15 protein-coding genes are annotated in these 18,195 nt (G+C 58.8%); 9 read left to right on the forward strand and 6 right to left on the reverse strand.

Going from position 1 to position 18,195, the window contains the following annotated elements; all coding sequences use genetic code 11:
* Positions 1-2: 2 nt before the first annotated feature.
* The 4 genes from QPJ95_RS03620 to QPJ95_RS03635 all read right to left on the reverse strand — a co-directional run bounded on the left by QPJ95_RS03620 (position 3) and on the right by QPJ95_RS03635 (position 4,854).
* Positions 3-1,004 (reverse strand): aldose epimerase family protein, encoded by a 1,002-nt coding sequence (locus tag QPJ95_RS03620; protein ID WP_270919119.1) that lies wholly within the window; start codon positions 1,002-1,004, stop codon positions 3-5.
* A gap of 8 nt (positions 1,005-1,012) precedes the next feature.
* Positions 1,013-2,323, reverse strand: a complete 1,311-nt coding sequence (gene xylA, locus QPJ95_RS03625; RefSeq protein ID WP_270919118.1) for a xylose isomerase — start codon at positions 2,321-2,323, stop codon at positions 1,013-1,015.
* Entirely contained in the window at positions 2,320-3,774 is a 1,455-nt protein-coding gene (gene xylB, locus QPJ95_RS03630; protein ID WP_270919147.1) for a xylulokinase, read from the reverse strand. The genes xylA and xylB overlap by 4 nt, the downstream gene beginning before the upstream one ends.
* A gap of 207 nt (positions 3,775-3,981) precedes the next feature.
* A complete protein-coding gene (locus tag QPJ95_RS03635; RefSeq protein WP_270919117.1) occupies positions 3,982-4,854 on the reverse strand; it encodes a MurR/RpiR family transcriptional regulator in 873 nt (290 codons plus the stop codon).
* 148 nt (positions 4,855-5,002) lie between these two features.
* Between QPJ95_RS03635 and QPJ95_RS03640 the strand changes: the two genes are divergently transcribed.
* The 9 genes from QPJ95_RS03640 to QPJ95_RS03680 all read left to right on the forward strand — a co-directional run bounded on the left by QPJ95_RS03640 (position 5,003) and on the right by QPJ95_RS03680 (position 16,481).
* Positions 5,003-5,788 carry an N-formylglutamate amidohydrolase gene (locus QPJ95_RS03640; RefSeq protein WP_270919116.1) on the forward strand — a complete coding sequence of 262 codons (786 nt, stop codon included), beginning with the start codon at positions 5,003-5,005 and terminating at the stop codon, positions 5,786-5,788.
* Positions 5,781-6,377 (forward strand): TRAP transporter small permease subunit, encoded by a 597-nt coding sequence (locus QPJ95_RS03645; RefSeq protein WP_270919115.1) that lies wholly within the window; start codon positions 5,781-5,783, stop codon positions 6,375-6,377. The genes QPJ95_RS03640 and QPJ95_RS03645 overlap by 8 nt, the downstream gene beginning before the upstream one ends.
* Positions 6,377-7,879: a TRAP transporter large permease gene (locus tag QPJ95_RS03650; protein ID WP_270919114.1), complete on the forward strand. Its 1,503-nt coding sequence runs from the start codon at positions 6,377-6,379 to the stop codon at positions 7,877-7,879. Before QPJ95_RS03645 ends, QPJ95_RS03650 begins: the two co-directional genes overlap by 1 nt.
* A 51-nt stretch (positions 7,880-7,930) precedes the next feature.
* Complete coding sequence (locus QPJ95_RS03655; RefSeq protein ID WP_270919113.1) at positions 7,931-8,965, forward strand: TRAP transporter substrate-binding protein; 1,035 nt, start codon at positions 7,931-7,933, stop codon at positions 8,963-8,965.
* A 60-nt stretch (positions 8,966-9,025) separates the two neighbouring features.
* On the forward strand, positions 9,026-10,387 hold the full coding sequence (locus QPJ95_RS03660; protein WP_270919112.1) for a glutamine synthetase family protein: 1,362 nt from the start codon (positions 9,026-9,028) through the stop codon (positions 10,385-10,387).
* 115 nt (positions 10,388-10,502) lie between these two features.
* Complete coding sequence (locus tag QPJ95_RS03665) at positions 10,503-11,885, forward strand: aldehyde dehydrogenase family protein (protein WP_270919111.1); 1,383 nt, start codon at positions 10,503-10,505, stop codon at positions 11,883-11,885.
* Positions 11,885-13,030, forward strand: coding sequence for an iron-containing alcohol dehydrogenase (locus tag QPJ95_RS03670; protein ID WP_270919110.1), 1,146 nt, complete (start codon positions 11,885-11,887; stop codon positions 13,028-13,030). Before QPJ95_RS03665 ends, QPJ95_RS03670 begins: the two co-directional genes overlap by 1 nt.
* A 212-nt stretch (positions 13,031-13,242) precedes the next feature.
* Positions 13,243-14,271, forward strand: a complete 1,029-nt coding sequence (gap, locus tag QPJ95_RS03675; protein ID WP_270919109.1) for a type I glyceraldehyde-3-phosphate dehydrogenase — start codon at positions 13,243-13,245, stop codon at positions 14,269-14,271.
* A 302-nt stretch (positions 14,272-14,573) separates the two neighbouring features.
* Entirely contained in the window at positions 14,574-16,481 is a 1,908-nt protein-coding gene (locus QPJ95_RS03680; RefSeq protein WP_270919108.1) for a sensor histidine kinase, read from the forward strand.
* A 118-nt stretch (positions 16,482-16,599) separates the two neighbouring features.
* On the opposite strand, the gene QPJ95_RS03685 is transcribed toward QPJ95_RS03680, so the two are convergent.
* Together QPJ95_RS03685 and QPJ95_RS03690 are read right to left on the reverse strand one after the other, a co-directional pair.
* Positions 16,600-17,952: a sigma-54-dependent transcriptional regulator gene (locus tag QPJ95_RS03685; RefSeq protein WP_270919107.1), complete on the reverse strand. Its 1,353-nt coding sequence runs from the start codon at positions 17,950-17,952 to the stop codon at positions 16,600-16,602.
* Complete coding sequence (locus tag QPJ95_RS03690) at positions 17,949-18,083, reverse strand: hypothetical protein (protein WP_286018240.1); 135 nt, start codon at positions 18,081-18,083, stop codon at positions 17,949-17,951. Before QPJ95_RS03690 ends, QPJ95_RS03685 begins: the two co-directional genes overlap by 4 nt.
* Between the last annotated feature and the right edge of the window lie 112 nt (positions 18,084-18,195).

The following is an 18,195-nucleotide window of genomic DNA, read 5'->3' on the forward strand; positions in this document are numbered from 1 at the left end:
GGTTAGTCCCCTTTGATCTCGACCTGCAGTTTCTGAGCATATGGCATATCCGGTGAGATAAGAACCGATGGGAACGACGCGATATTGACCGCATTGGGAAACCCCTGCGGTTCAAAACAAAACCCACTGGCCGCGCCATAGGCCTGCCCGTCCAGCCCACCGTCCTGCGGCTCCATTGCCGCGGCGGTATAAAGCTGCGCACCGGGTTGATCGCTCCAGAGTTTCAGGCGCAGTCCATTGGCAGCGCTCACTTCGCAAACCGGCTGACTGACATCGCGGCCAGCTTCAAAAACCAGATTATGATCAATCCCAAGCCGCGTTGCATCCGCCTGCGCAAAAGACCGCATTTTTCGGAAATCAAACCGGGTGCCATCAACCGGCGAGATGTCACCGCTCATGATGCCCTGATCATCCATTTCCAACACCCGGTCCGCCGTGCAGCGCAGGTGGTGGTCCCAGATGGCTCCACCGCCACCGAGATTGTAGTAATTGTGCTGCGCCAGGCTGATCGGGGTTACACAATCGACTTCGACGCGCATGTCATAGGTGACGCAGAAGCCATCCAACTGGATATCCACAGTCACCCTGGCACGGCCGGGAAATCCGTTCTCTCCGGCGGGAGAGTCATAGCGCAGACGCAGCGCAGACGGCCCGTTGGGTTCAATTTCCCAGAACACCCTGGACAGGCCGACAGGACCACCGTGCAATTGGTTACGCCCGTCATTCGGAGCCAGATGATAGGTCTGACCCTGCATGGAGAACCGCGCATCGCCAATCCGGTTGGCCACCCGTCCGGCAATGGCCCCGAAATAGCTGGTGCCGCTCAGATACTGCGCCGGATCGTGGTAGCCCAGAACCACAGGAACACGCTGCCCGCTCAAAGGCACCCGCCAATCCCGGGTTGTTGCCCCGTAGTTAAGGACCGCCAGCGAGACATCACCATCGCTGATGGTGACCTCCCGCAGGCTGTGGCCGCTAAATCGTCCGTAGTCCTGAATGGTCACCAGACCACTCACACGAAGCGGTTGACGACATTTTCCAGGTATTCCTGCCGTCCCGAACGCGGCGCCGGGTTCAGCCCTGTTGCCTCAACCTGGGCTGCGATCTGTTCCAGAGACTGTTTGCCCTGCAACATCATCTGCGCCTCGGGGGTCTGCCAGCCAGCATAGCGATCGGTGACAAACTGATCCATGGTGCCATCCTCGATCATCGCAGCGGCGGCCTTCAAGCCGCGCGCACAGACATCCATGCCGCCCACATGCGCCATCAGCAGATCTTCGGCATCCAGCGACTGGCGGCGCAGTTTGGCGTCAAAATTGGTGCCGCCGGTGGTGAAGCCGCCCGCCTTCAGGATGTGAAAATAGGCCAGCGCCACTTCGGGCACGTTATTGGGGAACTGGTCGGTGTCCCAGCCGGATTGGTAGTCATTGCGGTTCATATCAACCGAACCAAAGATCCCCAGCGCCGAGGCAGTGGCAATCTCGTGCTCAAACGAGTGACCGGCAAGGATCGCGTGCCCCTGCTCGATGTTCATCTTGACCTCATTCTCCAGCCCATGACGTTTCAGGAAGCCGTAAACGGTGGCGGTATCATAGTCATACTGGTGCTTGGTTGGCTCTTGTGGCTTCGGCTCAACCAGAATGGCGCCTTTGAAACCGATCTTGTGCTTATACTCGACCACAAGGTTCAGCATCCGGCCCATTTGCTGGTCTTCCTGACCCAGATCGGTGTTCAGCAGCGTCTCATAGCCTTCGCGACCGCCCCACAGAACATAGTTCTCGCCGCCCAGACGATGGGTGGCATCCATACAGGTTTTGATGGTCGCGGCACTAAAGGCAAAGACATCCGGGTCCGGGTTGGTCGAGGCGCCGGACATGTAGCGGGCATTTGAAAACAGGTTGGCCGTGCCCCAGAGCAGTTTCATTCCGGTCTGTGCCTGCTTCTCGGCAAAATAATCGACCATCTCGTTCAGGTTACGAGTGTTTTCGGCAAAGTCAGCGCCCTCGGGCCGCATATCCGCATCGTGGAAGCAATAGTAGGGCGTCTTCAGTAGCTGGAACATTTCAAAGGCAACATCCGCCTTCAGTTTTGCCGCCTCCATGGTGTTACTGAACCAGGGGCGCTCAAAAGTCTGGCCACCAAACGGATCGCCGCCAGGCCAGCCGAAGCTGTGCCAATAGCAGGTGGCAAAGCGCAGATGGTCTTCCATCCTCTTGCCCATGACAATCTCATCCGGGTTGTAGTGACGAAACGCCAGAGGGTTGGTGCTGTCGGCCCCTTCAAAAGGGATTTCGGTGATGTCGCGGAAAAATCCAGTGGTCATGTCAGAGCAGCCTTCAGATTGGGGTAAAGCGCGCGATACCGCGCATGAGTTTCAGCATATCGGTCGACCAGATCGCTGCGCGGCTCAACCGTCTCCGCGACTTTGGGCGTGGTCATAATCATAGACAGGTCAGCATTGGTGTCAGCGGCAATGGCCAACCGCGCAGCGCCTAAGGCCGCGCCAAAGTCGCCTTTCTCCGGCAGGTCCAGCGGCAGATCCAATGTGGTGGCCAAAGTCTCCAGCCAGAACCGGGATTTTGCCCCGCCGCCAATCGCCAGAATGCGCGACAGGTTGGTTCCCGTCGTCTTTAACGCGTCGAGGTTATCGCGCAGAGCAAACGACACGCCCTCCATCACCGCCTGGGTCAGGTCTTCGGGTGAGGTGGCGATGTCCAGCCCGACAAAAGATCCCCGGATCTGGCTGTCATTATGCGGCGTGCGTTCGCCCGACAGGTAGGGCAGGAACATCGTGCGCGATGGCCCGGAAATCTCGGCCTTCATCGTCCCGGCCAACTCTGCCGGGGTGCGCCCCAGAATGCGCGACAGCCAGTTCAAGCAATCCGTCGCCGCCAGGATAACCCCCATCTGATACCAGGTGTCGGGGACCGCGTGGCAGAAGGTGTGAACGGCCGTTTCCGGAGCTGGGGCAAAGCTGTTCTTGGCGGCAAGCAGCACACCAGAGGTGCCAAGGGACACAAAACCATCGCCATCGCGAAAACAGCCGACGCCACAGGCCGCAACCGCATTATCGCCGCCACCGCCCGCAACGGTGACCGGCCCAGCCAAGCCCCAGTCGGACCGCAGTTGCGCCCGCACAGTGCCCGAACTTTCCGAGCCTTCGACCAATCGGGGCATCTGGTCCAGACGCATATGACCGGCCTCCAACAGCTCTGGTGACCACTCGCGTTTGCCCACGTCCATCCATGAGGTGCCGGCGCTGTCGGACATATCGCCAACATAGTCCCCGGTCAGCCAATAGCGCAGGTAATCCTTGGGCAGCAGCACCTTTGCCACCCTGGCAAAGATCTCCGGTTCGTTTTCCTCGACCCATGTCAGCTTGGGGGCGGTAAAGCCGGGAAATACGATATTTCCCGACAGGTTCCGCACATTTGCAGTCTGGTCCAGCATAGCAGCCTGCGCCGCCGAGCGGCTGTCATTCCACAAAATACAGGGCCGCAGCACCTGGCCGCCGGCATCGACCAATGTGGCGCCATGCATATGGCCGCTTAACCCGATGCCGCGCAACGCGCTGAATTCAACTGGGTGTGCTGCCTTCAGCGCCGCCATCACTGTTTTGCAGGCCGTAACCCAATCCGATGGATCTTGCTCGCTCCATCCAGGATGGGGGGTCGATACAGAATAAGCCGCGTCAGCGGTGGCAATAATCGCCCCCCCCTCGTCAGCCAGCAAAGCCCGTAAGCCGGAGGTGCCCAGATCCAACCCGATATACATCCGCATTCACTCCCTTCACCTGACTCCACCCCGGAACCAAATACATTTATTTTGGAAGTCAAATTAAAACGAAACACCAGTCAATGTCAACACATGTCAGCCGCCTGTATTAACTGGGAAAACGCAATAATCCCTTTGACCGCGTCAAAGGGACAGTCTGGGACTGAGGATATTTTAAGCAGGCCTGTCAAAGGGCCTGAAGGGGCGTCAGGAAAATTTTCGGAACAGACGGGTCATGTCGAACAGCTCATCCAGACGCTCATAGCGGTCGCGGGTTTCGCTCCAGCTTTCTTCCTGAGTGGCCGCAATCATCGCTTCAAGCAGCATCATGGTCGCGATATTGGAATCCCAGGCCGAAGGGATCTCGACCCAGCAGTTAAAACTATACTGTGCCACAGATGCAATTGGGCTGGCCCACTGATCGGTGATCAGAATAACCTTCACCCCACGTTCCGCCGCCAGTTCAGCCAGACGTTGCAAGTTGGTCTCGTAGCGCCGCACGTCGAACAACAGCAGAGTGTCGCCCTCGACCATGTCCAGCACATAATGCGGCCAGGTTGCGGCAGAGGAGGTCATCGTGGTCACCCGCTGCCGGACCGCCTGAAAGTGGGTAAAGGCATAATCGGCCAATGCCCGGGTGATCCGGCCGCCGACCACATAAAGCCGCCCGTCGGTGTTGGCCAATTGCCTCACCGCCGCGTCAAAGCTCGCGGAATCGATATTGGAGAAGGTCTGCTCCAGGTTTTCGGTCACCGCTTGGGAAAATCTGTTCAGAAGATGGCCTTCGGGGGCCTCGGTAACCCAATTGGCGCGCCTCTGGGTTGGCCCCGAGACCTGAGCCTGCAGCTCTTTCAACAATGCCTGATGGAACTGAGGATAGCCCTTGAACCCCAGCTTTTGCACCATCCGCGCCACCGTCGGCGTCGAAACCCCTGCATTGGCAGCGACGATGGTGATCGAGGCAAGCCCCGCCGACGGATAGTTTTCCAGCAATGAATTCGCGAACTTACGCTCTGATTGCGTCAGCGAGGAATACTGCTCACGGATCAGCTCTCGAACGGTGGCCGCTGGTTTACTCAAGCTCTCGGTCCTTTTCCATTTGCCCGCAATTTAAGCACCTACCCTGTATCTTGATCAAACCGATACACCAAGTGCTTCTGCCGACTGAAAAGATATTGACACAACTCAATCCTCATGAAAAGATTTTTCCAAAATGGGGAGAACGTGAATGTCACGGAGCGATTCCAACGCTCGTACACAGGCCGTAGAGGTCAGCAACCCGGAGGGATCCGGGCCTGCGCTGATTCTCTGCGAGCACGCCAGCAATCATTTCCCGGCGCAGTTTGGCGACCTGGGACTTGCGGCTGGCGACCAGAAAAGTCACGCCGCCTGGGACCCGGGCGCGCGGGCCATTGCGCTGCATCTCAGCCAGGTGCTGAATGCACCGATGGTGGCAAGCCAGGTGTCGCGACTGGTCTACGACTGCAATCGCCCCCCCGAGGTGGCCTCGGCGATGCCGGTGAAATCAGAGCTGATCGAAATTCCCGGCAATCGCGATCTGACCGATGACCAGCGGCTCCAACGGGTTGACGCGGTCTATCGCCCCTTCTGTGACGCCGTCAGTGAGGTGATCAAAGCCCGCCAGGATGCTGGCCTGGACACCGTACTGATCACCATCCACAGCTTCACACCCGTCTACTACGGCCAGCCCCGCGCCGTCGAAATCGGCATTCTGCACGATGATGACACGGCGATGGCTGATGCCATGCTGGCCCATGCGCCGTCGCTGCCGCACCGGCGGGTCGAGCGCAATCAGCCCTACGGTCCACAGGATGGTGTCACCCATTCGCTGAAGCTGCACGGTATCGCCCACGGGTTGGCCAACGTGATGATCGAGGTTCGCAATGATCTGCTGCGCACGCCGCAACAAGAAACCGCGATGGCCGAGGAACTTTTGACCCTGATCCGGCCCGCTCTCGCCGCATTGGTGCAACAAGGGGGCGACAATGCCTAGAATAATAACCGGATATATCCGGGGTGTGGATGCCATGAACCGCTTCATTGGTCGGTTTGCCATGTATCTGATCTTTGTGTTGATCGGGGTGCTGCTTTGGTCCTCCATTTCCAAGACCTTTTTCTATCCCTCGATCTGGACGCTTGAGATGGCGCAGTTTGTGATGGTTGCCTATTATATCCTGGGCGGGCCCTATTCGATCCAGATGGGGTCAAACGTGCGCATGGACCTGTTCTATGGCGGCTGGTCGACCAAAACCAAAGCCTGGATTGATGCCTTCACGGTGTTTTTCCTGATCTTCTACCTCGGGGTGCTGCTGTTTGGCGCGGTGGGCTCCACCGCCTATTCACTGGGCTATTTCGGGGTCGAGCCGTTCTCGTTCTTCTGGGATCTGTTCCTCACGCTGTTCACCGACGGAATGTCGGGTGTCGCTGAGAAAATCGGCCATATGGAACGCAGCCCAACCGCCTGGCGACCCTATCTGTGGCCGGTGAAATCCATGTTGTGTTTTGGCGTCATTCTGATGCTGGCACAAAGCCTTGCAGAACTGTTCCGGGATATCGGACGTCTTCGCGGAGTAGACCTCTGATGTCTTATGAAATGATTGCTATCTTGATGTTCAGCGGCATGATGCTGATGCTGATGACCGGCCAGCGGGTGTTTGGCGCCATCGGCTTTATTGGCGCTGCCGCGGGCATGGCGCTCTGGGGTGTTGGTGGTTCCGACATTCCCTTTGCAGCGGCGATGAAGCTGATGAAATGGTATCCGATGCTGACGCTGCCGATGTTCATCTTCATGGGCTATGTGCTGTCGGAATCCAAAATCGCCGACGATCTATACAAGATGTTCCACGTCTGGATGGGCCCGGTCAAAGGCGGCCTGGCCATCGGCACCATTGGCTTGATGGTGCTGGTCTCGGCGATGAACGGGTTGTCGGTGGCGGGTATGGCCATTGGCGCCACCATCGCCCTGCCCGAGCTGTTGCGCCGTGGCTATGACAAAATCCTGGTCACCGGCGTGGTGCAGGCGGGCTCGTCACTGGGCATTCTGGTGCCGCCGTCGGTGGTGCTGGTGCTCTATGCGATGATCGCCCGCCAGCCGGTGAGCCAGCTGTGGCTGGCCGGGGTGCTGCCGGGGTTGATGATGGCGGTGATGTTCATCGTCTACATCTATGTCCGCGCCCGCCTGCAGCCTGATCTTGGCCCGGCGATGTCACCCGAAGATCTGGCAGAATACGAGCAGATCTCAGAACACCCCCTGCGGCTGAATTATATCGTGCTGGGAACTCTGGTGCTGCTGCCGCTGCTGATGATGGCCGGGCTGTCCGGACCAAAGACCTCGGCAACAATTGCCCTTACCGCCTCGGCTGCCGCGTTTATCCTGCGCCATGACCCGAGGGTCTTTAGCGACATCTTCATGAAGGAAAAGCACCGGCTGCTGTTCTCGGGCGTGTTGCCGCTGGCAATCTTTGCCGCGATGATGGTGCCCTTCATCAACGGCTGGACCTCGCTGGTGGAAAGCTCGGCAATTGGCGCCATGGCTGCCTTTATCGCCGCAGTTCTCAAGGGCCGGATGAACCGCGACGTGTTTGAGACGACCCTGCGCTCGACGCTGGGGATTTCCTGCATGTTCATGTGGATCATCCTGGCTGCACTTGGCTTTGGCGCCATCTTTGACGGGCTCGGCGCGGTCAATGCGATCAAGGACCTGTTCACCAGCCAGCTGGGCCTGTCGCCTTGGATGATCCTGATCCTGATGCAGGTGAGTTTCCTGCTGATGGGGACTTTCCTGGATGACACTGCCATGCTGGTGATCGTGGCGCCGCTCTATGTGCCATTGGTGGGCGAACTTGGGTTCGACCTGATCTGGTATGGCGTCCTTTACACCATCACCACCCAGATCGCCTATATGACGCCGCCGTTTGGCTATAACCTGTTTCTGATGCGCGCCATGGCACCGCCGGAAATCAGCCTGCGCGACATCTATATTTCGATCATCCCCTTTGCCCTGATTATGGTTCTGGCCTTATCACTGGTGATGATCTTCCCACAGATCGCCCTGTGGCTGCCCGACTATGTTTACGGAAAATAATCACAAGAAGAGCCCCGTCAGGGGGCCGGAATTTCAAATAGGAGAGACAACATGACCACAAGACGTAAGTTTATTGCCGCTGCTGGTGCTGGCGCAATCGCCGCGCCATTGGCGACACCGGCGCTGGCGCAATCCACCATCAAATGGCGGATGCAGACCTATGCAGGTGCTGCTCTTGGTGAGCACGTGATCAAGCCTGCCATCGACATGTTCAACAAGATCGCAGGCGACCGCATGCAGATCGAACTGTTCTATGCCGACCAGCTGGTGCCAACCGGCGAGCTGTTCCGCGCCATGCAGCGCGGCACAATCGACGCTGTTCAGTCCGACGATGACTCGATGGCCTCGCCGACCGAAGTTACCGTGTTTGGCGGCTACTTCCCGTTTGGTTCGCGCTACTCGCTCGACGTGCCGGTGCTGTTCAACCAGTACGGGTTGAACGAGATCTGGGACGAAGAATACTCCAAGGTGGGCGTCAAGCACATCTCGGCCGGGGCCTGGGATCCCTGCCACTTTGCCACCAAAGACCCAATCCGCAGCCTAGCTGACCTGAAGGGCAAGCGGGTCTTTACCTTCCCAACTGCTGGACGTTTCCTGAGCCAGTTCGGCGTTGTTCCAGTGACACTGCCATGGGAAGATATCGAAGTTGCGGTTCAAACAGGCGAGCTGGACGGCATCGCATGGTCGGGCATCACCGAGGACTACACTGTTGGTTGGGCTGACGTGACCAACTACTTCCTGACCAACAACATCTCGGGCGCATGGGCCGGGTCGTTCTTTACCAACATGGATCGTTGGAACGAGCTGCCAGAAGACATGCAGACCCTGTTCCGCGCTTGCTGTGACCAGTCGCATTACTATCGTCAGTGGTGGTACTGGGGTGGCGAAGCCTCGCTGCGGGTCAATGGCCCCAAGATGGAGCTGACCACCATTCCTGACGAAGAGTGGAAAACCGTCGAAGACGCAGCGGTCAAGTTCTGGGATGAGATTGCCGACGAAAGCCCCACCAAGGCCAAGGTTGTCGAGATCTTCAAGAAGTACAATGCCGACATGCAGGCGGCTGGCCGTCCTTACCGTTACGGCTAATATGACAATGCCCCGGCGCATCAGTGCCGGGGCTCCCTTGATACAACAGGAATAATGCCGATGTCTGGTGTTCTTAGTTTTGATGATCTGAAGGCCCAAGTCGCGTCCGGCGACGTGGATACTGTTCTGGTCTGTCTTGTCGACATGCAGGGCCGCCTGATGGGCAAACGCTTTCATGCCCAACATTTCTTGAACGGCGCCTGGGAAGAGACCCATTGCTGTAACTATCTTCTGGCCACCGATCTGGAGATGGCCACACCGGATGGCTATGCCTCGACCAGCTGGGAGTCGGGATATGGTGACTATGTGATGAAACCCGACCTGACCACCCTGCGGCCAATGCCGTGGCTGGAAGGAACGGTGATGGTGCTCTGCGATGTGCTCGACCACAACACCCACCAAGATATCCCCCATTCCCCCCGCGCGGTGCTGAAAAAGCAGCTGAAGCGGCTGGAGGCACTGGGACTGGATGCGATCATGGCCACCGAACTGGAGTTTTTCCTGTTCGAGAAGAGCTTTGATGAGATCCGTAAGGGTCAGTTCCGCGATCTGGCGCCGATCTCTGGCTACAACGAAGATTACAACATCCTGCAAACCACCCGCGAAGAGCACGTGATGCGGCCGCTGCGCAATCACCTGTGGAACGCCGGAATTCCGGTGGAATGCACCAAGGGTGAGGCCGCGGCGGGTCAGGAAGAGCTGAACATCAAATATGATGCGGCGCTGAACACCGCCGATTTTCACACCATCGCCAAACACGCCACCAAGGAGATTGCCTGGCAGCAGGGTCACGCGGTCACCTTCATGCCAAAATGGGATCAGCACAAATCCGGCTCGTCGAGCCATGTGCACCAGTCGTTGTGGCAGGATGGCAAACCCGCCTTTTATGATGAGAGTGACGCGTTGGGCATGTCCCAGCTGATGAAGCACTATCTGGCTGGGATGCTGAAATACGCCCCCGACTATACCTATTTTCTGGCGCCCTATATCAACAGCTACAAACGCTTCATGAAGGGCACCTTTGCGCCGACCCGGATCATCTGGTCGGTGGACAACCGCACCGCCGGCTATCGTCTCTGTGGAGCGGGCACCAAGGGTATCCGGGTGGAATGCCGCGTTGGCGGCTCGGACCTGAACCCCTATCTGGCCTGTGCTGTACAGCTGGCCGCCGGCATTGCTGGTATCGAGGAGAAGCTGCAGTTGCAGGCCCCGAGCACCGGCGATGTCTATCAGGGCGATACCGGCATGATCCCGTCGAACCTGCGCGATGCACGGGTTGCACTGCAGGGCTCGGAAATGCTGAAGGCCGCATTGGGGGAGGATGTTGTGCTGCACTACGCCCGCGCTGCCGAGTGGGAAATCGAAGAATTCGAACGCGTCGTCACCGATTATGAGGTGGCGCGCGGGTTTGAACGCGCCTGAGCCGTCCAGAACCGCGCCGTTTGTATTGGCGGCGCGGATAGGAGCCTCCGGCGGAGGTATTTAAAACAAGAAGAAGCAGGGGGCCTGGGCGCCTTGTGAACCTGGAGTAGATGGCATGGGCCAGACATTGAAATGTATCTCGCCGATCGATGGGTCGGTATATGCGGAGCGCGATGTGCTCTCAAACGAGGCGGCGTTTGACGCGGCGGCCCGCGCCCGAGCGGCGCAGGCGGATTGGGCGGCGCGGCCATTGGCTGAGCGTATCAGCCTGGTGATGGCAGGCGTCGCCGCGGTTGGCGCGATGAACGATGAGATTGTGCCGGAACTGGCCCATATGATGGGGCGCCCGGTGCGGTTTGGCGGTGAGTTTGGCGGCTTCAATGAACGTGCCAGCCACATGGCGGAGATCGCTGTGGAGGCCTTGGCGGATATCAAGGTCAGCGAAGACGCGACATTCAAGCGTTATATCAAGCATATTCCGCATGGCGTTGTACTGGTGGTGGCGCCGTGGAACTATCCCTATATGACCGCCATCAACACGGTGGCGCCGGCCCTGATTGCCGGAAACACTGTTGTGCTAAAACACGCGACCCAGACCCTGCTGGTGGGTGAGCGTATGGCGGCGGCGTTCCACGCGGCAGGCGTGCCCGAAGATGTGTTCCAGAATGTGTTCCTGGATCACGACACCACCTCGGCGCTGATTGCCGGCAAGGCGTTCAACTTTGTCAACTTCACCGGCTCTGTTGGCGGCGGCAAGGCGATGGAGCGCGCAGCGGCAGGCACCTTCACCGGCGTCGGCACCGAACTGGGCGGCAAAGATCCCGGCTATGTGATGGAGGACGCCGATCTGGAGGCCGCCGTTGAGACGCTGATTGACGGTGCCATGTTCAACTCGGGCCAGTGCTGTTGCGGCATCGAGCGCATTTATGTGCATGAAAGCCACTATGATGCCTTTCTGGAAAAAGCCGTGGGCATCGTCAATGGCTACACCTTAGGCAACCCACTGGATCGCGACACCACCATTGGGCCGATGGCCAATGTGCGCTTTGCGCAAGAGGTGCGCGAGCAGATCTCGGAGGCTGTTGCCGCAGGCGCGGTGGCCCATATTGAGACCATGGCGGCGGATGATGGGGGCGCCTATCTGACACCGCAGATCCTGACCAATGTGACCCACGAGATGCGGGTGATGCAGGACGAGAGCTTTGGCCCGGTGGTTGGCATAATGAAGGTATCCTCCGACGAAGAAGCCATTGCGCTGATGAACGACAGTAATTTTGGCCTGACCGCGTCCCTGTGGACCAAAGACGTTGAGCGCGCCCAGCGTGTTGGTGATTTGATCGAGACCGGCACCGTGTTCATGAACCGCGCCGACTACCTGGATCCGGGCCTGTGCTGGACCGGCTGCAAAGACACTGGCCGCGGTGGCGGCCTTTCGGTAATCGGGTATCATAACCTGACCCGCCCCAAATCCTACCATCTGAAGAAGGTAACAAGCTGATGAGCCTTGTTGGAAACTGGTCCTACCCGACCGCAATCAAGTTCGGCGCTGGCCGGATCAAAGAACTGCCCGAAGCCTGTGCCTCGGCTGGCATCACAAAGCCGCTGCTGGTCACCGACAAGGGCCTGGCCGCGCTGCCGATCACCAGCGCCACGCTGGATATCATGGAGGCTGCGGGCCTGGGCCGGGGCCTGTTCAGCGACGTAGACCCGAACCCAAATGAGAAGAACCTGGAAGCCGGGGTCGCCGCCTATAATGCGGGTGGCTATGACGGTGTGATCGCCTTTGGCGGTGGCTCGGGCTTGGATCTGGGCAAGATGGTGGCCTTTATGGCGGGCCAGACCCGTCCGCTATGGGATTTTGAGGATATTGGCGACTGGTGGACCCGCGCTGATGCGGATGTGATCGCACCGATCATCGCGGTGCCAACCACCGCCGGCACCGGATCGGAAGTTGGCCGCGCCAGCGTCATCACCGACAGCGTTACCCACGCCAAGAAGATCATATTTCACCCCAAGGTGCTGCCGGCAGTGGTGATCTGTGACCCTGAGCTGACCGTGGGTATGCCCAAGTTCATCACGGCGGGTACCGGTCTGGATGCCTTTGCCCATTGCGTCGAGGCGTTCTCTAGCCCGCATTACCACCCGATGTCGCAGGGCATCGCGCTGGAAGGCATGCGCCTGGTCAAGGACTACCTGCCACGCGCCTACAGCGATGGCAGTGATATCCAGGCCCGTGCGCAGCTGATGTCAGCGGCCACAATGGGCGCCACCGGGTTCCAAAAGGGGCTGGGCGCCATTCACGCCATGAGCCACCCGATTGGGGCGCATTTCAACACCCACCACGGCACCACCAACGCGGTCTGTATGCCTGAGGTTTTGAAATTCAACGCCAGCGCCATCGCCGACCGCTTTGGCAAGGTGGCGGCCTATCTTGGCATCGACGGCGGCTTTGATGGATTTTGCGCCTATGTGGATGAGCTGAACGACAGCATGGGCATTCCGCGCAAACTGTCGGAACTGGGGGTCACCGAGGCCAGCATTCCTGAGCTGGTCAAGGGCGCGATCATTGATCCAAGTTGCGGCGGCAACCCGATTGAGCTGACCGAAGAAAACCTGACGGCCCTGTTCAAAGCCGCTCTTTAAACGCCGACCCAACAGAAGCCAAAGCCGCCCTTTTGCCAACTGGCAAGGGCGGCTTTTTTGTGCGGTGGTCGTTTTGTACTGTGCCGATTACTGAGCCCGCAGAGTGTCGCGATTGGGGTTGATTTCCGTCACTGTTAGCGATAACGATACGGCAAACGCTGACGATATCGACCTACCAGCGCCAAAATCTGAATCCCTGCGGAGTTGACCCTATGCCTCTTAAAATCGCGATCAATGGATTTGGCCGCATCGGCCGTGGTGTTTTGCGCGCGCTGATCGAGAATGACACCAGCGACATCGAAGTGGTGGCCATCAATGATCTGTCGCCGCCGGAAACCCTTGTGCATCTGCTGAAATACGACAGTGTTCATGGCCGGTTGCGGACCCCGATCACCCTGTCCGGCGGCCAGCTGACGGTCGGCCGTCACAGCATTAAACTGACCGCCATTCGCAACCCGGAAGAGCTGCCATGGCAAGAGGTCGACGTTGCCTATGAATGCACCGGATTGTTCACCACCGGCGAATCGGCAGGAAAACACCTGAAGAATGGCTCCAAGCGGGTGTTGATTTCAGCGCCTGGCAAAGACATCGACCGCACCGTGGTATATGGCGTCAACCACCACGAGCTGACCGCTGAAGACATCATCGTGTCCAACGCCTCTTGCACCACTAATTGCCTGGCGCCGATGGCCAAGGTTCTGGACACTGCGTTTGGCATCAAAACCGGCTACATGACGACGATCCACGCCTTTACAGGCGATCAGCCAACCCATGACACCAGCCACAAGGACCTGTACCGGGCCCGCGCCGCATCGGTGTCGATGATCCCGACCTCCACCGGCGCAGCGGCCGCCATCGCCGAAGTTCTGCCACATCTAAAGGGCCGCCTGGAAGGCTCTGCGATCCGTGTTCCGACCCCCAATGTATCGCTGGTGGATCTCAGCTTTGTTCCCGAGCGCCCCGCCACAGTCGAGGCCATCAACCAGGCGATCCGCACCGCAGCCGCCGGTGATCTGGCGGGGATTCTGTCCTATGAGGAAGATCCGATGGTATCGATCGACTTCAACCATGACCCACATTCCTCCTGCTTTGCAGCAGCGCAGACAAAAGTCACCGAAGGCGGCCTGGTTCGGGTTGTCTCTTGGTACGACAACGAGTGGGGCTTCTCCAACCGTATGGTCGATACCGGTCGTAAAATTGGCCAGCTGATGCGGGCCGAGCGGCTGTCGCTGGTCAGCTAGGCACAAAAGCGCGAGAGCCAGGCTCTGGCGCCTCCTCCTCTTCAAACCACCCGTTTGCCTTGGCTCGCGGGTGGTTTTGTTTTGGGGGTTTCGGGATTGGCCCAATCCAATGCTTGCTGTCTTAAATGGGGTCGCTGGCAGCGCCGCAAGCGCCACGACCTTGCCTGCCGCCAGCAGCAGTGCCACAGTGATCCTCAAGATGGGGCGTGCTATTGGCACAGGCCCGTGAACCATGGGAAACCATTTTGAGATCCGTCCGGCTCCGCCTTCTGCTCCTTGCCCTATTGCCACTCAGCGTATTGATGCCGCTGCTGCTGGTGCTGGCCATGACCCGTTGGAATGCCGACTATGACGACATGCTGATTGCCAATGTCGACAGTGACCTGCGCATTGCACAACAATATCTCGGGCGCATTTTGACAAGCACCGGCACCGACATTCGCAGCGTCGCGGAATCGCGCCTGTTCGGCGAAGTGCTGCGCGCCCCCAACCGTGAAAAGCAGCGTTTTCTGAACCAGCGCCGCATCGCACTGCAACTTGATTTTCTGTATTTTCTCCCCCGTGAGGACCTGTCAGTCCCAACCTCTAACTGGCCGGTGATTGCCGCCGCCGCGGCCGGCACCCTAAACTCACAAATCGATATTTTCTCAGCCCGGGACTTGGCGGCGCGGTCCCCCGAACTTCAGCAACGGGCCCGCATTGGGTTGATCGAAACCGAGGCCGCAGTGCCGACATCCCGCGCCGCCGAAGATCGCGGCATGGTCGTGCATTCCGCCGCTCCGGTCACTGTGCTGGGCCAGGAAGGCGTGCTGGTGGGCGGCATCCTGCTGAACCGCAACCTCGATTTCATCGATACCATCAATGCGCTTGTCTACCTCAGCGACAGTGCCGGAGAAAACCGGCAGGGAACGGCCACCCTGTTTCTGGACGACACCCGAATATCGACCAACGTACGCCTGTTCGAAGACGTGCGCGCGCTTGGCACCCGTGTTTCTGCCTCCGTGCGCCACCGGGTATTGACCCAGGGGAAAACCTGGCTGGACCGCGCCTTTGTGGTCAATGACTGGTACATATCAGGCTACCTGCCCCTGACCGACAGCTTCGGACGCCATGTTGGGATGCTCTATGTCGGTTTTCTCGAGGCCCCCTATCAAGCGGCCAAACGGGCGGCCTATTGGACCATTGTGGCGGTGTTCATCGGTGTTCTGGTGATTTCCGCGCCGCTGTTTCTATGGCTGGCCAAGGGTATCTTTTCGCCACTGGAACAGATGACCCGGACCATGAAGCGGGTCGAGCGCGGTGACTTGGCGGCCCGCAACGGTACCGTCGGCAGCCACGATGAAATCGGCCAGATGGCGGCGCACCTGGATGCTCTGCTGGACCAGATACAGGACCGCGATCAGGCCCTGCGGGATTGGGCCGGCGAGTTGAACGCCCGTGTCGACACCCGCACCGCCGAATTGCGCACTGCCAACAGCAAGCTCGAAGAAACCTTCAAGCAACTGGCGATGAGCGAAAAACTGGCTTCAATTGGTGAAATTACCGCCGGGGTGGCGCATGAAATCAACAACCCGGTGGCGGTTATCCAAGGCAATGTCGACGTGATCCGCATGACCCTTGCCGATCACATCACCGAGATTGAAACCGAATTGGAACTGATCGACAATCAGGTGCTGCGGATCGATGCCATCGTCGGCAAGCTTTTGCAATTTGCCCGTCCAGCCGAATTTGGCACGTTTGAGGAAAGCGTCGACATTGCCCCCCTGGTCGAGGATTGCCTGGTTTTGGTTGATCACGTCCTGTCAAAACAGAACGTGACCATTTGCCGTGACTTCCAGCACACGCCGCCAGTCACCATCAATCCGGGCGAGTTGCAGCAGGTCGTCATAAATCTGGTGATGAATGCCGCCCAGGCCATGAAGAACGCCGGCAAACTGGGGCTGAGACTGACCCCCGAGCCCCGGGATGGCCAGCCCGGAGTCCTGCTCACTGTCTCAGATAGCGGCCCCGGTATCGCCGACCAGGACATCGCCGCCGTGTTCAACCCCTTTTACACCACCAAACGCGGCGAGGGCACCGGTTTGGGACTTTCAATCAGCCAAACCCTTATCCAGCGGGCTGGCGGCTTGATCTCGGTGCGCAATGGAAGTCAGACCGGCGCTGAATTCAGCATCTGGTTGCCAGCGGCTGCCACCACCGAGGCCGCCTGAGTCTCAAAAACCGAACAGCCACCCTGATGATCCAGACTTCATCTGGCCAAAAATATCCCAGGGTGAATTGCCCGAACGGGCAAGAGGGGCAGCGCCCCTCAACCTGACCTCGCGCGGATCAAAACCCCCAGGAAGCACATTTGCGATCCACCGTCTTACGCGACACCCCAAGCCGACGCGCCGCCTCGGCCCGATTCCCCTCACAGGCATCCAGAACATGCATGATATGGCGTTGGGTCACCAAATCCAGGGTTTCTATTGCTGCGGTGCCAGTGATCGCCCCAGTGCCGGAAAACTCTTCCGGAATTTCGCCCAGTATCACCGAGCGTTCAATCAGGTTGCGCAACTCGCGCACATTGCCGGGCCAGTCATAGCGACTGAATTTCAACAGCGTCTCTTCGTTCAACTCCAGCGCCGGCATGCCCAGGCGAGTGGAAAACTGCTCCATGAACAGCGCGGCCAGTTCGACAATATCCTCAACCCTCTCGCGCAGCGGTGGCATAGCGATCTCCACCACATTGATCCGGTGGTATAAATCAGCCCGAAACCGGCCCGCCGCCACTGCCTGTTGCAGGTCGGCATTGGTGGCAAACAGAAACCGCAAGTTCAATGGAATTTCCCTTTCGGCCCCCACTGGACGGATCCGTTGATCCTCCAGCACCCGCAATAACGCCGCCTGCACTTGATCGGGCATCTGAGCGACTTCATCCAGGAACAACGTGCCGCCGTCCGCATGCAAAAACAGCCCGTCTTTGCGCCGGTCCTGCTCATCCACCAAGCCAAACAACTCATGCGCTATCCGGTCTGGCGCAATGGCCGCACAATTCACCGCAACAAACGGCATGGCGGCGCGCTCGGACAGCGAATGCAAAGTACGGGCGGCAATTTCCTTGCCGGTACCGCTGGCGCCAGTGAACAGCACCGGCGTCGGCAAGGGCGCCAGCCGCGTCAGCATTTCACGGGCCTGGCAAATCGCCGCCGATTTACCCAGCAACCGACCGCGCGCCGCGGTTCCTTCGGCAGAGAGCTCGTGTTTTAACAGATAATTTTCACGCCGCAGGTATTTTCGATCCAGCGCCCGCGCCACCGAATTGAGTATCTGGTTGGCGCGAAATGGTTTTAGCACAAAATCGGCAACGCCAAGACGCAGCGCCTGAATAGCGGTTTCCAGATCCGCATAGGCGGTGACCAGGATGGTATCGGCAAACAACCCCACACGGCGCTGTTCCTGCACCCATTCCAACCCGGTTTTACCCGGCATGATATTGTCCAGGATAATCAAATCAAAATGGGCCTGATCCAGAATAGCACTGGCCTCAATCGCCGAGGCCGCCTGCTCCACCCGCTTGCAACGCGGCATCAGGATCTTGGTCAGAAAATTGCGCATTCCGGGTTCATCGTCGATCACCAGGATCGAAGCCGCCGCCAGGTTCTCTCCATATTCATCGCGCGCCGCAGAATTTTTCATCATGTCGTCTCATTCAGCCGAACGACTGGGCCTGATCGCATATCAGCTGAGGTAAATCCTGCCTGCTGCAACAGCTGGTTGGCCGCCGTGCCAGTCAGCTGGATGGCCGCAACCCCGGTCAACATGGATTTCATCGTAACGGTTCTCCGACTTGGGACAATAATAAATAATTCGATCACCGGCGCTCAGCGAGGTGACGGTAACAGATCTGGCGGTGTTAGACGAACAGCCAATCAGCCCCAGCAG

It is taken from the genome of Parasedimentitalea psychrophila (assembly GCF_030285785.1).
Taxonomy (GTDB): domain Bacteria; phylum Pseudomonadota; class Alphaproteobacteria; order Rhodobacterales; family Rhodobacteraceae; genus Parasedimentitalea; species Parasedimentitalea psychrophila.